We start from the raw sequence: 17,424 nt of genomic DNA on the forward strand, positions 1-17,424 counted from the left end.
GCCAAAATCAAAAAAATTTCGTACTGAATACGATTTGTTATAAATCTATTTATGCCGTTATCGTTTGATATGGCAGGGTTAAAATTTTGCCGTCAGCCCGAAACGTATTGTTCTACCCGGGGCTGGCATATAAGACGGGCTGAGAGGGTCGAGGTAGTAACGGTCAGTCAGGTTTGTTCCCACCAACTCGGCGGTGATGTTTTTGCCGATTTTGTAACGCAGATACATATCCCATGTGGCGACAGGTTGCCATTCTTGGCCTCTGATACGTCGTGATGTTGTCCGATTGTAAAACTCTCGATAGCGGTTTCGGTAGTCATTCCAAGCCTCGTCACGGCTTTTTTTGATGCGGCTGTGATAGTGGAAGCGGATGCCTGTTTCCAGTTTTTCACCGAAGAAGCGTGCGCCGAGATCGGCATCTATCGACCAGCGCGGCTGCAAAGCGGAGGCAAGGTAACCCGTGTCGCTAAGGCCGCCGTGATTGCAAGAAGGAGGAAGAAGAATGCCTTTGCCGACTTCGACCCAAGCAATCTTATGCGTATAAGGAAAAGTCGAATCGCACATTTCGTTTTTAATATTACGCAATACGCCGAGACCGCCGAAGAAGCGGCCGCTGTCGAAGCGGGCGGAGAGTTCCACGCCGGTGCGTATCTGTTTGTCGAACTGCTCGAACTCCAAGTTTTCGTCGCGGTCGATGATGTTTTTGGTTTTGTTGTGGAAGTAGTTGATACGGAAATCGGCGCGGCGCATTTTCGGCAGCAGTCCAGTCAGATCGTGGATATAGCCGACTTCCCAGTTTTTGGCGTGTTCGGGCTTCCAGCCATAGCCTGCGCGGCCGAATCCGCCCATGCTGGAAAAGCCGTAGGTGCCTTCAAAAATGCTGGGGTAGCGCAGGGTTTCGGTGTAGCGCAGGTAGGCGCGGGCGTGGTCGGTGAAGTTGACGGTGGCGGAGAAGGCGGGCGCCCAGCCGCCGCCGCTTTGGTGTTGGGCGCGGCGGCGTTCGGCGGCGGTCATATCGGCCATGTACACGCCGTTATGTACGCCCCGCCCGTTTTTCAAATCGTGGGTTGTATCCGTAGAAATGTATTTGTAAACTGTTTTCGGGCTGTTCGGGTCGTTGGGGTCGTAGGCGGGGTTTTCCACTTTTTCATACAGGATATTGCTGTTCAGCAGCGGATGGTCGGCAAGGTTCAGACGGCCGTGTTCGTCTTTCAGCCAGTAGAAGATGGGTGGGTTTTGATAAGGTGCTTTATATCGGCTTGATTGTTCACGAGCAGCTTGCTGGCTGATATGAGGGATTTTTCCATTACTGTGCCCAAAGGTAATGCTTTGCGTCTGCTGAGATAAGAGAATATATTCTTCGTCATTGGCATAGTCATTGTTTGCAAGCCTTTCTTTGGCTCGTTGGTAAATCGCATATTCTTCAGGTGTGGCAACGCGGGTAAAGGTGTAGACCTGTCCACGGTTGACCTGCAAGGGATTGCCGAGCCAGTTTACGCCTTCTTTCAGTACCCTGCCGTCGTCGTTGATGCTGAAATGCGTGTAGCGCGCGCCTGCGGTAAGACTCAGCCATTCGGCCGGCCTGAAATGGAAATTAAAGCCCAAGTTGGCTTCGTGTCTTCTGCCGCTGCGCGGATAACCGAACCTGCTGAGTTCGTAGTTGGCGCGGATGTTGTTTTTATCGATTTCCTCCTTGTATTTGTCTGTACCGTGCCAAAACAGTTCGTCGGAATAGTTGTCGCGCGAGCGCAGCTTTTCATACTGGTAGTCGCCCGTTACGGTTAGATCCAGTTTGGGATGCAGCTTCATGCGGTTGGCGAAGGTGAAGCCGTTGCGCTCGTTTTTGGCGTAATAGGCTTGGCCTTGTACGGTATTGAAGCGGCCGTTGGTGTTGGGAGTGGAAGGCTCGACTTTGGGTTTTTTGTCGGGGCTGTAACCCATATCCGCCCATTCCTTACGCTCCTCCGGAGTCATATGCGGCCATTGCTGTATCAATCCCTGCCAGATACCCATCTCTGTGTCGTATCTGCGCTGAAACTCGCGGTCTTCGTAAAGTGTGTCACCAGGCGAACCGCCTGCGGTATTGGTTTTGGATTTGGTGCGCGTTGTCCATAAGGTTGCGTCGAAGTTTATCCAGCGGCTGTTTTCGGGTTTGAAGGCGTAGTCGATATTGACGGAATTCTGTTTTACCCACGAGCGCGGCCATTCGGCGATTTTGTTGAGGTTGCTGTTGTTGGAGATGGGGCCGATGATGCGCGAGGGCATGACGTCGCCGAAGGTGGTATGGGTGCGGCGCAGGCCGAGTTTGAGGGTTTGGCGGTGCGGCAGGCGGAAGGTGGTTTTGCCTATCCATGATTTGGTTTCCAGCGAGGTGTTGGACACTTCGCCGCCGGGATGGAAGAAGAGGCCGACTCGGGCAACATTGGGAGAGCCAAGCATATTGCTGCTGCCCCAAAAATCTTCACCACGCTTGCGGGCTTCTTCTTCCAATCTTTTGATTTCTTCCAGCTTCTCCGGGGTGAGCGGGCCGATATAGCCGTAGCGTTCCGCCCCTTTTTTGCCGGAGAAATAGTTGCCCTTGCTGCGGTAGGCGTAGGCAATCATGGCATCGAAGTTGTCTTGTTTGGTGGCGGCGGCGATGCGGAAGGCTTTGTCTTTGAAGAATTTGTTACGCCCTTCAAAGCGTTGGTCGACGCGGTCGGTATCGTCGAGCAAGGCGCGCCAGATGCCGCCGGTGGCGACGGATGGTTCGGGCAGGGTGCGGTAGTCGACGGAGTCTTCGTAGACGTTTTTGCGCTGTTTGATGGAGTTGTTTGAGGTTTCGACTTTGACTTCGAGGCCGTATTTTTGGCCTTCGGGGACAATATCGTCGGCGTCGATGGTTTTCATGGCCACCGAGCCGCCGATGCCGCTTTTGATGCCCCGGTTAAACGACGGGCCTTTTTCGACATAGACGTTGTCGGGTCAATCGCGGTATGGCCGTCGTCGTATTGCTTGGCCAGGTAGCCGGCTGCGCGTTCGGCAGTAACAGCAGCGCTGCCGCCGGCAAGCGGGTCGGCGCCGTTGGCGTAGGCTAAGGCGGCGCCGAGCATAAAGTAGGCGATGGTTTGCAAGGGTCTCGCGTGGAGAATCGAGACGGTTCTAAAATATAAAGGGGCTGTACTAGATAAGCAGTCATGTTAGACTGCAAAAATGAAGATAACCCGTTGTAAACTAAAAAAGAGTATTCAAAAGAAACTGCTTCAGTTTTTTGTACTCGAAGTTACTGCCCGTTCAGCAGCTGATTTATTGGGCATCCACCCTAATTCGGCAGTGCTGTTTTACCGCAAGATTCGCGAAGTCATCAGCCATCATCTTTCACTGGAAGCCGATACGGTTTTTGACGGCTCAATTGAGTTGGACGAGAGTTATTTTGGCGGACACCGCAAAGGCAAACGCGGGCGCGGTGCGGCAGGAAAGGTGGCAGTACAGTATTGTCTATACGGATTGTTTGAGCAGCTATGATGTGTTGGATGTAAGCGGATTTACCCACCACCGTATCAACCACAGCAAGCTGTTTGCCGACAGACAAAACCACATCAACGGCATTGAAAACTTTTGGAATCAGGCAAAACGCGTACTGCGCAAATACAATGGAATCGACCGTAAATCTTTCCCGCTTTTCTTGAAAGAATGCGAGTTCCGTTTTAACTTTGGCACACCCTCCGAGCAGCTTAAAGTGCTGCGCCGGTGGTGTGAAATTTAGGGCTTATCTAGTACAGCCCCTAAAATTATACTGCACGCTGCACGCTGCACGCTGCACGCAAATTTTTGCAAAGATTGAAATTATCATGCCCCGCCCCGCATCCGGCGGGCTTTTTTGTCGCCGTGTAGGGTGTGTCGCCCCGCGACGCACGCGGTTTTGGGTTGTTGCGGGAAGTTGTGCGGAAAAATAAAAGGCCGTTTGAAACCATATCTTACTGAGCTTTCAGACGGCCTTTGGCAGGTGACGGGTGTTGTATGGAACGTGTGTGTCGCCTTGGGGCGGTACCTTACGCGGTTTTCAGACGGCCTTTTCGCTGCTGAGGGCTTTGAGGCGGTAGATAAGGTCGAGGGCTTGGCGGGGGGTGAGTTCGTCGGGGCGGATGTCGGCGAGGGTGCGGATGAGGGTTTCGCTGTTTGGGTTTGGCGGTGTGTTTTCAGACGGCCTTTTTGTGCCATCAGGGTTTTCGGTTGCGGGGCTATGGAGGCCGTCTGAAAGGCTGTTTGCCCCGTCGGACAAATCGGTTTGGCCGTGTTCTTTTTCAGACGGCCTCTCTTCGGGCAGGAGGGAGAAGATATCGAGTTGGGGGCGGGCGGCGGCGGCTTGGGTTTCGAGGTGTTCGAGGTGTTTTTGCGCGGCTTTGAGGGCGGCGGCGGGCAGGCCGGCGAGTTTGGCGACGGCGATGCCGTAGCTTTTGCCGGTGGGGCCGGGTTCGACGTGGTGGAGGAAGACGATGTCGCGTCCTTCTTCGAGGGCGGCCAGGTGCATGTTGATGGCGGCGGGATGGGCTTCGGGCAGGGCGGTGAGTTCGAAGTAGTGGGTGGCGAAGAGGCTGAAGGATTTGTTTTTGCGCAGGAGGTGTTCGGCAACGGCGTGGGCGATGGCGAGGCCGTCGAAGGTGGAGGTGCCGCGGCCGACTTCGTCCATGAGGACGAGGGATTGGGGGGTGGCGTGGTGGAGGATGTAGGCGGTTTCGCTCATTTCGACCATGAAGGTGGAGCGGTTGGAGGCGAGGTCGTCGGAGGCGCCGATGCGGGTGAAGATGCGGTCGATGGGGCCGATTTTGGCGGCGGCGGCGGGGACGTAGCTGCCGGTGTGCGCCAGGAGGACAATGAGGGCGGTTTGCCGCATGTAGGTGGATTTGCCGCCCATGTTGGGGCCGGTAAGGAGCATGAGGCGGTGTTTGTCGTCGAGGCGGGTGTGGTTGGCGGTGAAGTGGCGCACTTGTTGTTCGATAACGGGGTGGCGGCCGTCTGAAATGTCGATGGCGGGGTAGTCGGTGAATTCGGGGCGGCTGTAGTTGTGTTCGGCGGCAAGTCCGGCAAAGGCGGTGAGGACGTCGAGGGCGGCGGCGGCTTTGGCGGTTTTTTGCAGCAGGGGGAGTTGGTTTTGCAGGTCTTTGATGAGTTGGTCGTAGAGTTTTTTTTCTAGGGCGAGGGCTTGTTCTTGGGCGGTGAGGACTTTGTCTTCGAAGGTTTTGAGTTCGGGGGTGATGAAGCGTTCGGCGTTTTTAAGGGTTTGGCGGCGTTGGTAGTCGGCGGGGGCTTGTTCGGCTTGGATTTTGGACAGTTCTATATAGAAGCCGTGGACGCGGTTGTATTCGACTTTGAGGGTGGTCAGGCCGGTGCGTTCGCGCTCGCGGGCTTCGAGGGCGAGGAGGAATTCGTCGCCGTGGTTTTGGATGTGGCGCAGTTCGTCGAGTTCGGCGTTGTAGCCGTGGTTGATGACGCCGCCGTCGCGCAGCCAGACGGCGGGTTCGGGCAGGATGGCGGCGCGCAGGGCGGCGGCAATCTGTGTGCCTTCGGGGAAGATGTTTTTCAGGGTGTCCAACAGGGGGGAGGCGGGCAGTTGGGTTTGCGCGAGGGTGTCGAGGCTGTCGCGCAGTCCGGCCAGGTCGCGCGGGCGGGCGGAGCCGACGGCGATGCGGGCGGCGATGCGTTCGATGTCGGACAGGGTTTTCAGACGGCCTTTGAGGGCTTCGGTACCGTTTTCCATCAGGGCGGCGACGGCTTCCTGGCGGGCGAGGATGTGGGCGCGGTTGCGCAGGGGGTGGTGCAGCCAGAGGGCGAGCAGGCGGCTGCCCATGTGGGTGGCGCAGGTGTCGAGGACGGAAAAGAGGGTGGGGGATTTTTTGTTGCCGAGGGGGGCGGTGATTTCGAGGTTGCGCCGGGTGGCGGCGTCCATGTCTATATATTGGCTTTCGCTTTCGAGGGAGAGGCCGTCGAGGTGGCGCGGCAGGCCGGATTGGGTGAGTTTGATGTAGTTGAGCAGGGCGCCGGCCGCGCCGATGGCGGGGGCGTGTTCGTCGGGGTCGAGGCCGAAGCCGCGCAAATCCTGCGCGCCGAAGTAGCGGGTGATGAGGTCGAAACCGCTGTCGGCGGCAAACTGCCAGGCGTTGAGGCGGGTGATGTTGGCGTCTTTCAGGGTGATTTCGGGCGCGGATTTGCCGTCGGGCAGCAGGATTTCCGCCGCCTGCAGGCGGGCGAGTTCGTCGGAAAGGCGGTCGGGTGTGGTGATTTTTGTTTTGAATTCGCCGCTTTGCAGCGACGCCCAGGCCAGCCCCAGCCGTTTTTTGTCGGCGCAGACGGCAACGATGCGGTTGGTTTCTTTGTCTTCCAATAAGGCTGAGTCGGTCAGCGTGCCGGGCGTAACGATGCGCACGACTTTGCGCTCCACCGGCCCTTTGCCCGCGCCGACTTCGCCCACCTGCTCGCACACCGCCACGCTTTTGCCCATCTTCACCAGCCGCGCCAAATACTGCTCCGCCGCGTGAAACGGCACGCCCGCCATCTTAATCGGCACGCCGTCCATCTGCCCGCGCGTGGTCAGCGTGATATCGAGCAGTTTGGCCGCTTCCACCGCGTCGTCGAAAAACAGCTCGTAAAAATCGCCCATGCGGTAAAACACCAATTTGTCTTGGTGGTCGGCTTTAATGCCCAAATACTGCTGCATCATCGGGGAAACGGCGGGTTTGCTCATTTTCAGATGGCCTTTCAAAATCAAAAATCACAAAGCCGCGTATTGTAGCAGCCCTGAAAAGCCCGCGCTTTTTCAGACGGCCTGCAGATTTTGTTTCCCGTGGCTGAACAAAATTCCCTTTCCGCACATTGACATGACAAATTTGCTTTATTTTTTCTGTTTTCCCTGCTTATTAATCACAGCAAGCTGTTTGCCGACAGACAGAACCATATCAACGGCATTGAAAATTTCTGGAATCAGGCAAAGCGCGTACTGCGCAAATACAATGGAATCGACCGTAAATCTTTCCCGCTTTTCTTGAAAGAATGCGAGTTCCGTTTTAACTTTGGCACACCCTCCGAGCAGCTTAAAGTGCTGCGTCGGTGGTGTGAAATTTAGGGCTTATCTAGTACAGCCCCAAATCAAAAGGACTGTCTTCTGTGGGAAAGACATGGAACAGTCCTTTTATTGAGACAATTTTTTGATTGAGCGTAATCATCGTGAAAAAACAGAATGGTTCAAAAACGAAGCGGGATAATTGTCGTTCGGATTCTTGAATCCGACGTTTCTCTGCAAGGAAAACCGTTTTCAGGCTGCCTTTGCTGCCGTCTAAAACTCTGCTTCCAGTTCTTTAATCTGGCGCAACAGCTTGCGGCGTTCGTCCGCGTCCAGCCCGCTGATATTGCGCAGCTCGGCATCAATGGGAACGGGCGCGCCGCCGCCTTGCGGGGCGAAGGCGAGATATTGTCCGTGGCGGCGCACGGGTTGGAAGTTGTGGTCGCTAAATGTGATTTCGCGGATTTTGCCGTTGATGGGCACGGGGTAGAAATAATACGTCCGCCTGAGTTTGCGATTGGTGCCGGCGATGTAAATCGGGATGGCGACGAGTTTCCACGGCTGCGCTTCGGGGCGGTTGATGGCGGCAAGCACGGCGCGACGGCGGCGGTAGCGGGACAGCTGCCACCCACACGCGGCGGCGGTGATGACGGCAAAGGGCAGCAGCGGCAGAAAGCCGCGTATGTCAGTAGGATTGGGGACGTTGCGCACGATGAGAGCGACAATGGCAAGGCTGCCGATAAGCATTAGGGCACACAAAATGTTTGCCAGCGGATAGCCGCCGCCAATGCTGCGGATGCTGACTTGGGCGGGCAGGCAGACGGGGAACTCGCGTGGTTCGGGCGGCGCGACGGGGCGCGAACCAAGGGCTTTGGGGAAAAAGGTTTGGCAAAAACCGTCGAGCATGGCTTGGCGGCGGCTTTTGTCGGACTCGGCCGCCAGCGTGCGGATTAAATCGGGCAGGTGTTTGCCGTGCAGCAGGTACATCACGGGCAGGGTGATGGAGAAGTCGCGCTGGCGGGTCATGCTTTCCGACAGGCGCAGATATTTGGCGACGCGCGCTTCCATTTGCTCGAGCGTGGCGTTATCGGGCAGCGGCTGCTCGGCTTCCAGTTCTTCCAGTTCGGCTTTGAATTTGCGTGCAGGCTCGCTGTTCAGGTACAGGGTGGCGGGAAACGGATACACGAAAACCACGCTGTTAACCAGTTCCCACGGATAAAAAACGTTTTCGCGCTTGGTTTTGCTGCCGCTTTTCGCGCCGACCCCGTCGAGTTCTTTTTCGGCAAATGCTTGGACGATGCGGATACCGTCGGCGTTTAACACCAGTTTGGTGCGGCTGTCAGCGGCACGGTAGAGCAAAAGGACGGCAAACACCAAGCAGAACAAAACAATAAAAGCTCCGCTTAGGACAGATTTTAGGCTGCCAACAAACAGCAGCGGCGATGCGGCAGCGGCGATGGCGAACGAGATGAGCGACATCAGCAGCGATTTTAGACGGGCATTGGTGATGCGGATTTCGGCGGGCATGGGGGCTTTCTGATGTGGATTAGAGTGTGGCACGGATGGGTTGGGTTTTTCAGACGGCATCACATTATAGGCAATAGGCAAGGCAGCCTGAAAAAACCTTGCTTGAATGATTGAACAAAGGCAGCCTGAAAGCGGGAAACTGGTTTTCAGGCTGCCTTTTCAGACGGCATTAGGGCAGCCTGAAAAGTCGCGTAGGTCGTGCATTGATGCCCGACGTTTTAACATTTATCCGTGTTTGTCGGGCATAAATGCACCGACCTACGGCTCTTTCAGACCGGCATTTTATTCTGCTGCTTGTTGCGCCAACCGTAAGTAATCCGTCAAATGCTTATTTTCTACATCTTCAAGCGTATGTAATTTCAAATGGCGGCGGCCTTTACCTTTGCCTTCCAATAAACCGTGCGGGTCTGCCATCTCGGCACCGTGAGCAAATTCCACAGTTACATGCTGCTTGTAAACAAAAATGCCGCAAAACGGTTCGGGTGCGGCAAACAAAATACCGCCATATTTCACTTCTTCGCTCGCCATGTCTGCCAGTTGCCCTATTTTCGTGCGCACGCTATTGGCGATTTCATACAAGGCAGGATTACTCTTTTGCCAATCATCCAGCAGATTTTTTACTTTTTGATCCATGGTCTTCTCCTAATTTGGGCTTGCAGGTTGGGCATTGATGCCCGACGTTTTTTCGTTTCTTATTTTGTCGGACATGAATGCCCGACCTACGGCGCTTGGTTGCGGCTTTCAGGCTGCCTTTGGAAGCAGATTGGAAAAAGAGTAATCATAACAAAAAGAAAAGGCAGCCTGAAACGCATCGGCTGCCGTGTTTACTCTGCTGTTTGCAGGGATAAATGTGGGTTTCAGACGGCATTCCGCATTTTCAGGCTGCCCCAATGTCTCCCAAAGGCAGCCTGAAAACAAAATGGATGCCATCGCAAACAAAGGCAGCCTGAAAGCTGGAAAACAGTTTTTCAGGCTGCCCTTTCCTTGTGCGCATCGCCCCAATCTTTCAACGCCGTCAGCACCGGTGCAAGCGTTTGTCCGTAGGCGCTCAAGCGGTATTCGACGCGCGGTGGCACTTCGGCGTAAACAGTGCGTTCGATGATGCCGTCGGCTTCCAGCGCGCGCAGTTGCGCGGTCAGCGTGCGCTGCGATACCGAGGGCAGGATGCGGCGGATTTCGTTGAAGCGCAGCACGCCGTCGCGGTGCAGGCGGTAGAGAATCGTGCCTTTCCACTTGCCGCCGATAACGGCAAGCGCGGCTTCCACCGAGCAGCCTTCGGCGCAGTCGAATGCGCGGTGTGCGGTTTTGCCCATGATTGTTCCTTGTGTGATGGTTGGATGCCGTCTGAAACGGTTTTCAGGCTGCCTTACAGCTTGTAAAACACTTTCATCGCCGCCCACAGGATTTCAGGCTGCTCTTTGATGACTTCATGCGCGGCAAACGGCACGTTCATCAGGTGCGCTTCAGGTAGGACTTGGCGCAAGCTGTTCAGGGCTTCGGCGGAGAGCAGGAAATCGTCTTCGCCGCGCACCGCCAGCACGGGGGCTTTGATGTTGGTGGTGTTTTCATTCGGGAATCCTGCCGCCGTGTCGTCCGTCCACAGGCGGCGCAGGTCGGCGACCAGCGCGTCCAAATCGGGGCGGGGGTTGTGTTTTTGGTAGGCGGCGACCTGCTCGGACATCTGCCCGCGCACGTCGGCAACGGTGAGGCTTGCCATCATTTCGCGCGGGGTGTCGCGGCTGTGCCATTGCGCGCCGACGGTCAGCACGGACTGCACGCGGGTATCATCGGCGGCAATGCGGTAGGCGGTAACACCGCCGTCGCTGAATCCGAACAGGTGAAACTGGCGCAGCCCGACGGCTTCGATAATCTGCCGCGCGTCGTCGGCGGTTTGGGCGTAAGTCAGCGGCACGTCGCCGCGCGTGGAGCGTCCGTGTCCGCGCGTGTCAATGGCGAGAGTGCGGAAATGCGCTTGCAGGCGGGGCAGCAGCGGGGCGAAATCCTCCGCCGAACCGAGTCCACCATGCAGCAGGACGATGGCGGGCGCGTCGGCTTTGCCGCCGAGTTGGTAGGACAGTTCGGCGTTTTGGTAATGCAGGGTTGCGGTCATGGGTTTGCTCCTGTTTGGATTGAAATGGGATGTTGTGCCGCTGCGTTTCGGTGCGGCAAGGATGGGGGGACACCAATGCGGATAAAGTGGCAGCGGCGGTAATTTTGAGCAGGGTGCGGCGGGTGGGCATGATTGTTCCTTTGCCAGTATCCAATAAGTAACCTACTGAAAAATAAGTGCGTTCTTAACAAGCACGCGCCCGCATTTTAAGATGCACGTCCCTTTTACACAACGGAGAAGCATCAAATGAAAGCCATCGGATTCAACCGCCCGCTGCCCGTCAGCGATGAAAATTGCCTGCTCGACATCGAACTACCCGCGCCGGAATTGCGCGAACGCGATTTATTGGTCGAAGTGCGTGCCGTGTCGGTTAATCCCGCCGACGTCAAAGTCCGCGCCGCGCATACGCCTGCAGCAGGGCAGTACCGTATTTTGGGCTGGGATGCAGCGGGTGTGGTCAGAGCCGTCGGTGGCGGTGTGCAGCATTTTCAGGTCGGCGACGAAGTCTATTACGCCGGCGTGATTAACCGCCCCGGCTCGTATGCGCAGTTGCAGGCGGTGGACGAGCGCATCGTCGCCCGCAAACCGCGCACGCTCGATTTTGCCGAAGCAGCCGCATTGCCGCTGACCGCGCTCACCGCGTGGGAAACGTTGTTTGACCGTCTCGACGTGAACAAACCCGTCGCCGGTGGCAGTCGCGCCCTGCTCCTGGTGGGCGGTGCGGGCGGCGTCGGCTCGATTACCGTGCAGTTGTTGAAAACGCTCACCGACATCCAAACCATCGCCACCGCCTCGCGTCCAGAAAGCGAAGCATGGCTGCGCCGCCTCGGCGCGGATTACGTCATCAACCACCGCCACAGCCTGCCCGAACAAGTGGCCGCGCTCGGCATCGGTGCGCCGTCGTGGGCATTTTCCACCAACCACAGCGCACACTACCTGCCGCAACTGGCAGAGCTGCTCGCGCCGCAAGGCCGCATCGCACTGATTGACGACCCCGACGTCCTCGACGCCAACCCGTTGAAAGGCAAAAGCCTCTCGCTGCATTGGGAATTCATGTTTACCCGCCCCATGCGCGAAACCGCCGACATCGCGCGCCAGGGCGAAATCCTCGCCAAAGTGGCGCAACTGGTGGACGAAGGCCGTCTGAAAACCACCGCTACGCGTATCATCAACGGCATCAACGCCGCCAACCTGCGCCAAGCGCATCAGCTGGTGGAGCGTGGCGACATGATTGGCAAGGTGGTGCTGGCGGGGTGGTAAGGCAGCCTGAAAGCATGGTTTGACTGCCAAGCAGCCTGAAAACCGAAAACGGGGGGTTCAGGCTGCTTTTGATAACAATCAGGCCGTCTGAAAGCCCGAAAACCCGCTTTCAGACGGCCTTTTCCCCATCCGCCGCATGACAGCGGTGATAAAAAGCAGCCTGAAACTCGCTTCGCTTGTTTTCAGGCTGCCTTTGCTTTCGTGCTTACTTGATGTTCAGCGGAATGCGGTACAAGCGCGTGGCATCGGTTTCGCCGTTGGGCAGGCGTTTGGGCACGATGGTGTGGTCGTCTTTGGAATCGATGCCGAAATCGTCATCGTTGATAATCCACAGCGTTTTGCCGCCGTCGGCGACCCACATGCCTTCAAATTTGGACGATTGGAAGTCCACGTCTTTTTTCACGTCGCTCACCAAAACTTTGCTCACAGGCTTGATGCCCGCAGCAGCGAGTTCTTCCCAAGTGTTTTCTTCAATCGCTTTGCCGTTCACTTTGAAGCCGTTTTCGCTGTCGGCGGGGTCGGAAACGTCGGTGGCGCCGCGCAGGTCAATCAGGTAAACGTGTTTCACGTTTTTGCCGTTGTGTTCGTCCACCAAAAAGCGGTGTTCGTCGATGGCGCGGATTTCGGAGTTTTTCCAATAGTTGCCGCCTTGGCGGTACAGGTATTGCTTGGTTTTGCCTGTTGCCAAATCAAACGACAAGATGCGCGTTACCGATTCGTTTTTCACCGCATCTTTGCTCGGGTTGTGCAACGTCGATTGCATGATGCCGACCAATACGCGGTTGCTCGGCGTGGTGGTCAAGCCTTCCATGCCGCGGTTGGGGCGCAGATGGCCGAGTACGGCGGGCAGGCGGCGGCCGTTGGTTTGCACGCCGCGCGGACTCATGCGCTCGAGCTCGAAGCCGTTGCGGTCAAAGTGCACGATGTGCGGGCCGTATTCGTCGGACACCCAGAAAGTGCCGTCTTTCATCACTGCCAGCCCTTCGCTGTCGATGCCGGTGATGTCGCGCTGCAAGAGGTGTTTGTCGGTATCGACCACGGTTTCTTTGGAGGTGCCGTAGCCTTTGGGGTTGGGCAGGCCGGTGAGCGGTTTGCCGTTGGCGTCTTTGAGTGGGATGTCGCGCAGTTTTTTAATTGTGCCGTTGGTTTGGATTTCAAAATGGCCGATGCTCGGCGTGAAGTCCGGCTGCAGGAAGATTTTGATGTTTTCGCCGCCGTCGGCATTGGGGCCGCGGTCGGTTAAGCCGTAGAAGCGGTTGGGGTTTTGCGGGTCGGCGTCGATGGACGAGCCGTAGCCTTTGTAAAACGGCACGCCCTGCACTTCGCCCAGTTTTTCCACGGGCATGGGGAGGGTTTCGGCAAGGGCGGGATGGGCGGCGAACAGGCCGATCAGGGCGGCAAGAAGGGTTGTTTGTTTCATAATTTTCCTTTGTTAACTTAACTCAAAGTTTGTAAAAAGCGAGACATTCTAATTTATTTTGCGTTAAGAGATAAAGCAAAAATTGCGCCCGCATACTGTTGTTTTACTCCAAAGGCAGTGCGGTGTTCCAAGTTTCGCCGCGTGGATGCTTCAATCCGGCAGATGCTTGCACGGTCGGCGGGGAGTGTCGGATACGGGTATCCGGCCTTTCGCCTGTTCGCGGTATGGCAACGGCGATAAAAAGGCAGCCTGAAAGCCTATTTCAGCTTTCAGGCTGCCTTTATCGTGTGCGGATTACTCTGCTACGCCAACGGCTTTGAGCAGCTCGTCTGCCGCCAGAATGCCCAGCGCGTTGCCTGCCAAGGGGCTGTCGCCGGTGAGCAGGCGGCGGTCTTTGTGCACGCTGCCGTCGATGGAAGTTTTGCTGTTTTTCACCACCATGCCCAGCTCTTCAAGGCGTTTGGCAAGCAGCCAGGGCAGTTTGCCGGGCATATAGCCGATGTCCAGATTCGCGCCTTCGTCCAAAGCGTCGGGGAACACGCACAGTTCGTAGCCTTTGAACGGGAACTCACTATCGGCGCGACCTACGGATGCGGCAGCCAGCGCGGCGGGGCCGTGGCACAGGGTGATGATGAATTTGTCGTTCTCCAACGCCCAATCGAGCAGGCGCTGCATGTCGCGGCTTTCAGGCAGCTTGTTGAACGCGCCGTGGCCGCCGGGAATCAGCACGGCGATGTAGGGTGAATCGGGTGCGGTTACTTCGTCCAAAATGTCGGCAAAGCGCGCGGGTTTGTCGAGTTTGGGCAGGTATTCGGCGTAGATTTCGGCGATGGCTTGGTCTTCGCCCGGCATCGCCCACATTTCAAATTTGGCGTGGTTGCCCGACAGGGTGGAGACGTCGATTTCAAAGCCGGCTTTGTGGATGTGCAGCATCGGCAGCAGGGTTTCGACAGGGTGGTTGCCGGTGGAGAAGAATTTGCCGTTTTGCATTTGCAGATAACGCTCGTCGGTGGCGACCATCAGCACTTTGAATTTGCCGCCGGTGTAGGGCTTGGCAAATTTGGTGCCGGCATAGTTGGTTTTGGACGCGGTGTATTGGCTCAACGAGTATTCGGAGGGGAAAAAAGCGTTGTGCTCGGCGCGGTCGGCGACGGGCTGTTTGGACAATTCTGTCATGAGGTTTCCTTTATGTCGTTCAGGTTGAAAGCGGCGGATTATAGTGTTTGTTTATCTGAAACGATAACTTGTTTGCTTGTTTTAAAAGTGTTTGTTAAGCTGTTATTCAGAAAGAAAAAAACAGGCCGTCTGAAAAGCGTTTTAGGGATGGGTTTGACGCTTTCAGACGGCCTTTTGCAGCGATAATCAGACGATGCGTGCCTGTAGGAGATCGTGCATATTGAGTGCGCCGGCAAGCAGGCCGTCGCTGCCGACGGCAAACAGGCCGCTGATGTTGTGCTGCTGCATTTCTTTCAGGGCTTCGGTGGCAAGTTTGTCGGGCGGGATGGTTTTCGGGTTGCGGTGCATCACGTCGTCGACGGTGAGTCCGGAGAAGGATTCGCTTTTTTGGAACAGACGGCGCAGGTCGCCGTCGGTGAGTACGCCTTTCAGACGGCCTTCACGGTCGGTGACGGCGAGCATGCCCAGCCCTTTTTCGCTCATGATGACCACGGCGTCTTTCAGCAGCGTGCCTTCGGTGACGGCGGGGGAATGTGCGCCGCTGTGCATCAGGTCGGCCACACGCAGCAGCAGGCGTTTGCCCAGGCGGCCGGCGGGGTGGCTGAGGGCGAAGTCTTCGCGGGTGAAGGAGCGGGCGCGCAGCAGGGTAACGGCCAGCGCGTCGCCCAAGGCCATGACGGCAGTGGTGCTGGATGTGGGGGCAAGGCCGAGCGGGCAGGCTTCCTGCGACACGGCGGCGGTGAGGTGGATGTCGGCGTGGCGCGCCATGGTCGATTCGGGATGGGCGGTGATGCAGATAAGGCTGATGTTTTTGCGTTTGAGCGCGGGCAGGATGGTGGCGATTTCGTCGCTCTCGCCCGAGTTGGAGATGGCCAGCACCACATCGCCGTCGACTATCATGCCCAAGTCGCCGTGCGCCGCTTCGGCGGGGTGGACGAAGAAGGCAGGCGTACCGGTGGAGGCGAGGGTGGCGGCGATTTTGTGGCCGACGTGGCCTGATTTGCCGATGCCGGTCACGACCAGGCGGCCGGTGCAGTTGAGGATGGTGTCGGCGGCGGCGGCGAAACTGCCGTCGAGGCCGTCTGAAATCTCGCGCAGGGCGGCGGCTTCGGTTTGTAAGACTTCCTGTGCCCAGCGGATGTATTGGGCAGCGTTTTCGGTTTGCATGATTTTGTCCTGTTTTAAAGCAAAGGCGGCGCGTGTTACGATGCGCCCCTTATTTAATGGCAATGGAGAACGAAAAAAATGAGCATTTTAACGGACGTGAAAAACTTAGGCCAACAAATCTGGCTCGACAATCTGTCGCGCTCGCTGGTGCAAAGCGGGGATCTGGCGCGGATGCTGGAAGAGGGCGTGTGCGGCGTCACCTCCAACCCCGCCATTTTCCAAAAGGCTTTTGCCGCCGATTCGTTATACGCAGAAGACGTGGCGGCGCTGAAAACGCAGAATCTCACCGCCAAACAGCGTTATGAAACGCTGGCCGTGGCCGACGTGCGTGCTGCCTGCGATGTCTGCCTGAAAGAATACGAAGCAGACAGCGGGCGCGGCGGATTTGTCAGCCTCGAAGTGTCGCCCGAGCTGGCACACGATGCGGCGGGTACGGTGGTCGAAGCGCGCCGCCTGTTCCGCAAAATCGGCCGCCCGAACTCGATGATCAAAATCCCCGCCACTGACGCAGGGCTGGCGGCCTTGGAAACGCTGGTTTCAGACGGCCTTAACATCAATCTGACCCTGCTGTTTTCCCGCCGCCAAACCGTCAGAGCTTATGAAGCCTATGTGCGCGGCATTCGCGCGCGGCTTGCGCGCGGCGAAGCGGTTGGCGGCATCCGCGTGGTAGCCAGCTTCTTTATCTCGCGTATCGACAACGCGCTGGACGGCAATCTGCCCGCACACCTGCGCGGCAAAACCGCGGTTGCGCTGGCCAAAGCGGCCTATGCTGACTGGCAGGACTTTTTCGGCAGCACGGAATTTGCTGACCTGGCAAGGCAGGGCGCCAACCGCGTGCGGCTGCTGTGGGCGTCCACCGGCGTGAAAAACCCCGCCTATCCGCCGACGCTGTATGTCGACAGCCTGATCGGCGAAGACACCGTCAACACTGTGCCCGATGCCACTTTGCAGGCATTTATTGCAGGCGGCACCGCCCGTGCCGAATTGGCAGAGAATACAGACGGAGCATTGGCTGCGCTGGAAGAGGTTGCCGGTTTGGGTATAGATGTGGAAGCGTTGGCCGAACGTTTGCAGCAAGACGGTTTGGCGCAGTTTGATGATGCGTTTGCCAAACTGTTGGCATTGTTGTCCTGACCGGCTGTTTTGCCGCAAATGCGGACAGGCCGTCTGAAAACATTTATCTGTACGGCGTTTCAGACGGCCTGCTGTCCGCGGCCGGTTGCGACCGTTCAAACTTATCAAACCCGAACGTTCAGACGGCTTTCCTTCCGTTCACGAACAATAAAAAAACCCTGCCGGAAAAGCAGGGTTTTTGCTGAAAACGGATTAACGTTTCGAGAACTGTTTGGCGCGGCGTGCTTTGCGCAGACCCGGTTTTTTACGTTCCACTTCGCGGGCGTCGCGGGTAACGAAACCGGCTTGAGACAGCGCGGATTTCAATGCGGCGTCGTAATCGATCAGGGCGCGGGTAATGCCGTGGCGGATGGCGCCGGACTGGCCGGTTTCGCCGCCGCCGGTGACGTTGACTTTGATGTCGAAGGATTCGGCATTTTCAGTCAGAACCAAGGGCTGGCGCACGACCATGCGGCTGGTTTCGCGGGCGAAGAATTCGTCGACGGGACGGCCGTTTACGATAATCTGGCCGCTGCCTTTTTGCAGGAATACGCGGGCAACCGAACTTTTGCGGCGGCCTGTGCCGTAGTAGTATTTACCGTTCATGTTGCGTCC

The 17,424-nt window shown here is 57.0% G+C and carries 13 protein-coding genes and 2 pseudogenes; 4 read left to right on the plus strand and 11 right to left on the minus strand.

Annotated elements, in window-relative coordinates; translation table 11 throughout:
• Positions 1 to 78: 78 nt before the first annotated feature.
• Together CGZ77_RS06945 and CGZ77_RS06950 are read right to left on the minus strand one after the other, a co-directional pair.
• Positions 79 to 2,889, minus strand: a complete 2,811-nt coding sequence (locus CGZ77_RS06945; protein ID WP_232504828.1) for a TonB-dependent receptor domain-containing protein — start codon at positions 2,887 to 2,889, stop codon at positions 79 to 81.
• Positions 2,886 to 3,113, minus strand: a complete 228-nt coding sequence (locus CGZ77_RS06950; protein ID WP_157697523.1) for a hypothetical protein — start codon at positions 3,111 to 3,113, stop codon at positions 2,886 to 2,888. Before CGZ77_RS06950 ends, CGZ77_RS06945 begins: the two co-directional genes overlap by 4 nt.
• 79 nt (positions 3,114 to 3,192) lie before the next feature.
• On the opposite strand from CGZ77_RS06950, the pseudogene CGZ77_RS12790 reads away from it, so the two are divergent.
• Positions 3,193 to 3,745: pseudogene (locus CGZ77_RS12790) on the plus strand (transposase).
• Positions 3,746 to 4,042: 297 nt separating this feature from the next.
• Here CGZ77_RS12790 and mutS read toward each other — a convergent pair.
• Positions 4,043 to 6,721, minus strand: a complete 2,679-nt coding sequence (mutS, locus tag CGZ77_RS06965) for a DNA mismatch repair protein MutS (RefSeq protein WP_009425204.1) — start codon at positions 6,719 to 6,721, stop codon at positions 4,043 to 4,045.
• Positions 6,722 to 6,892: 171 nt separating this feature from the next.
• Here mutS and CGZ77_RS06970 point away from each other — a divergent pair.
• Positions 6,893 to 7,099 (plus strand): annotated as a pseudogene (locus tag CGZ77_RS06970) (transposase); the annotation flags it as partial.
• A 210-nt stretch (positions 7,100 to 7,309) separates the two neighbouring features.
• Here CGZ77_RS06970 and CGZ77_RS06975 read toward each other — a convergent pair.
• The 4 genes from CGZ77_RS06975 to CGZ77_RS06990 form a co-directional block, all read right to left on the minus strand.
• Positions 7,310 to 8,563, minus strand: a complete 1,254-nt coding sequence (locus CGZ77_RS06975; protein ID WP_009426241.1) for a hypothetical protein — start codon at positions 8,561 to 8,563, stop codon at positions 7,310 to 7,312.
• 282 nt (positions 8,564 to 8,845) lie between these two features.
• On the minus strand, positions 8,846 to 9,196 hold the full coding sequence (locus CGZ77_RS06980; RefSeq protein WP_009426239.1) for a DUF1801 domain-containing protein: 351 nt from the start codon (positions 9,194 to 9,196) through the stop codon (positions 8,846 to 8,848).
• A 335-nt stretch (positions 9,197 to 9,531) separates the two neighbouring features.
• Positions 9,532 to 9,876 carry a helix-turn-helix domain-containing protein gene (locus CGZ77_RS06985; protein WP_009426237.1) on the minus strand — a complete coding sequence of 115 codons (345 nt, stop codon included), beginning with the start codon at positions 9,874 to 9,876 and terminating at the stop codon, positions 9,532 to 9,534.
• A gap of 53 nt (positions 9,877 to 9,929) precedes the next feature.
• On the minus strand, positions 9,930 to 10,673 hold the full coding sequence (locus tag CGZ77_RS06990; protein WP_009426236.1) for an alpha/beta fold hydrolase: 744 nt from the start codon (positions 10,671 to 10,673) through the stop codon (positions 9,930 to 9,932).
• 246 nt (positions 10,674 to 10,919) lie between these two features.
• Between CGZ77_RS06990 and CGZ77_RS06995 the strand changes: the two genes are divergently transcribed.
• On the plus strand, positions 10,920 to 11,933 hold the full coding sequence (locus CGZ77_RS06995) for a zinc-binding alcohol dehydrogenase family protein (RefSeq protein ID WP_094031065.1): 1,014 nt from the start codon (positions 10,920 to 10,922) through the stop codon (positions 11,931 to 11,933).
• Positions 11,934 to 12,138: 205 nt separating this feature from the next.
• Here the strand turns inward: CGZ77_RS06995 and CGZ77_RS07000 are convergent, their stop codons facing one another.
• The 3 genes from CGZ77_RS07000 to CGZ77_RS07010 all read right to left on the minus strand — a co-directional run bounded on the left by CGZ77_RS07000 (position 12,139) and on the right by CGZ77_RS07010 (position 15,696).
• Positions 12,139 to 13,353, minus strand: coding sequence for an esterase-like activity of phytase family protein (locus tag CGZ77_RS07000; protein ID WP_094031066.1), 1,215 nt, complete (start codon positions 13,351 to 13,353; stop codon positions 12,139 to 12,141).
• Positions 13,354 to 13,647: 294 nt separating this feature from the next.
• Positions 13,648 to 14,529, minus strand: a complete 882-nt coding sequence (gene hchA / locus CGZ77_RS07005) for a glyoxalase III HchA (RefSeq protein ID WP_094031067.1) — start codon at positions 14,527 to 14,529, stop codon at positions 13,648 to 13,650.
• A gap of 186 nt (positions 14,530 to 14,715) precedes the next feature.
• Entirely contained in the window at positions 14,716 to 15,696 is a 981-nt protein-coding gene (locus CGZ77_RS07010) for an SIS domain-containing protein (protein WP_036496146.1), read from the minus strand.
• Between the two features lie 78 nt (positions 15,697 to 15,774).
• Between CGZ77_RS07010 and tal the strand changes: the two genes are divergently transcribed.
• Entirely contained in the window at positions 15,775 to 16,830 is a 1,056-nt protein-coding gene (gene tal / locus CGZ77_RS07015) for a transaldolase (protein ID WP_094031068.1), read from the plus strand.
• A gap of 192 nt (positions 16,831 to 17,022) precedes the next feature.
• On the opposite strand, the gene rpsI is transcribed toward tal, so the two are convergent.
• Entirely contained in the window at positions 17,023 to 17,415 is a 393-nt protein-coding gene (gene rpsI / locus CGZ77_RS07020; RefSeq protein ID WP_009426226.1) for a 30S ribosomal protein S9, read from the minus strand.
• Between the last annotated feature and the right edge of the window lie 9 nt (positions 17,416 to 17,424).

It is taken from the genome of Neisseria sp. KEM232 (assembly GCF_002237445.1).
In the GTDB taxonomy this organism is placed as follows: domain Bacteria; phylum Pseudomonadota; class Gammaproteobacteria; order Burkholderiales; family Neisseriaceae; genus Neisseria.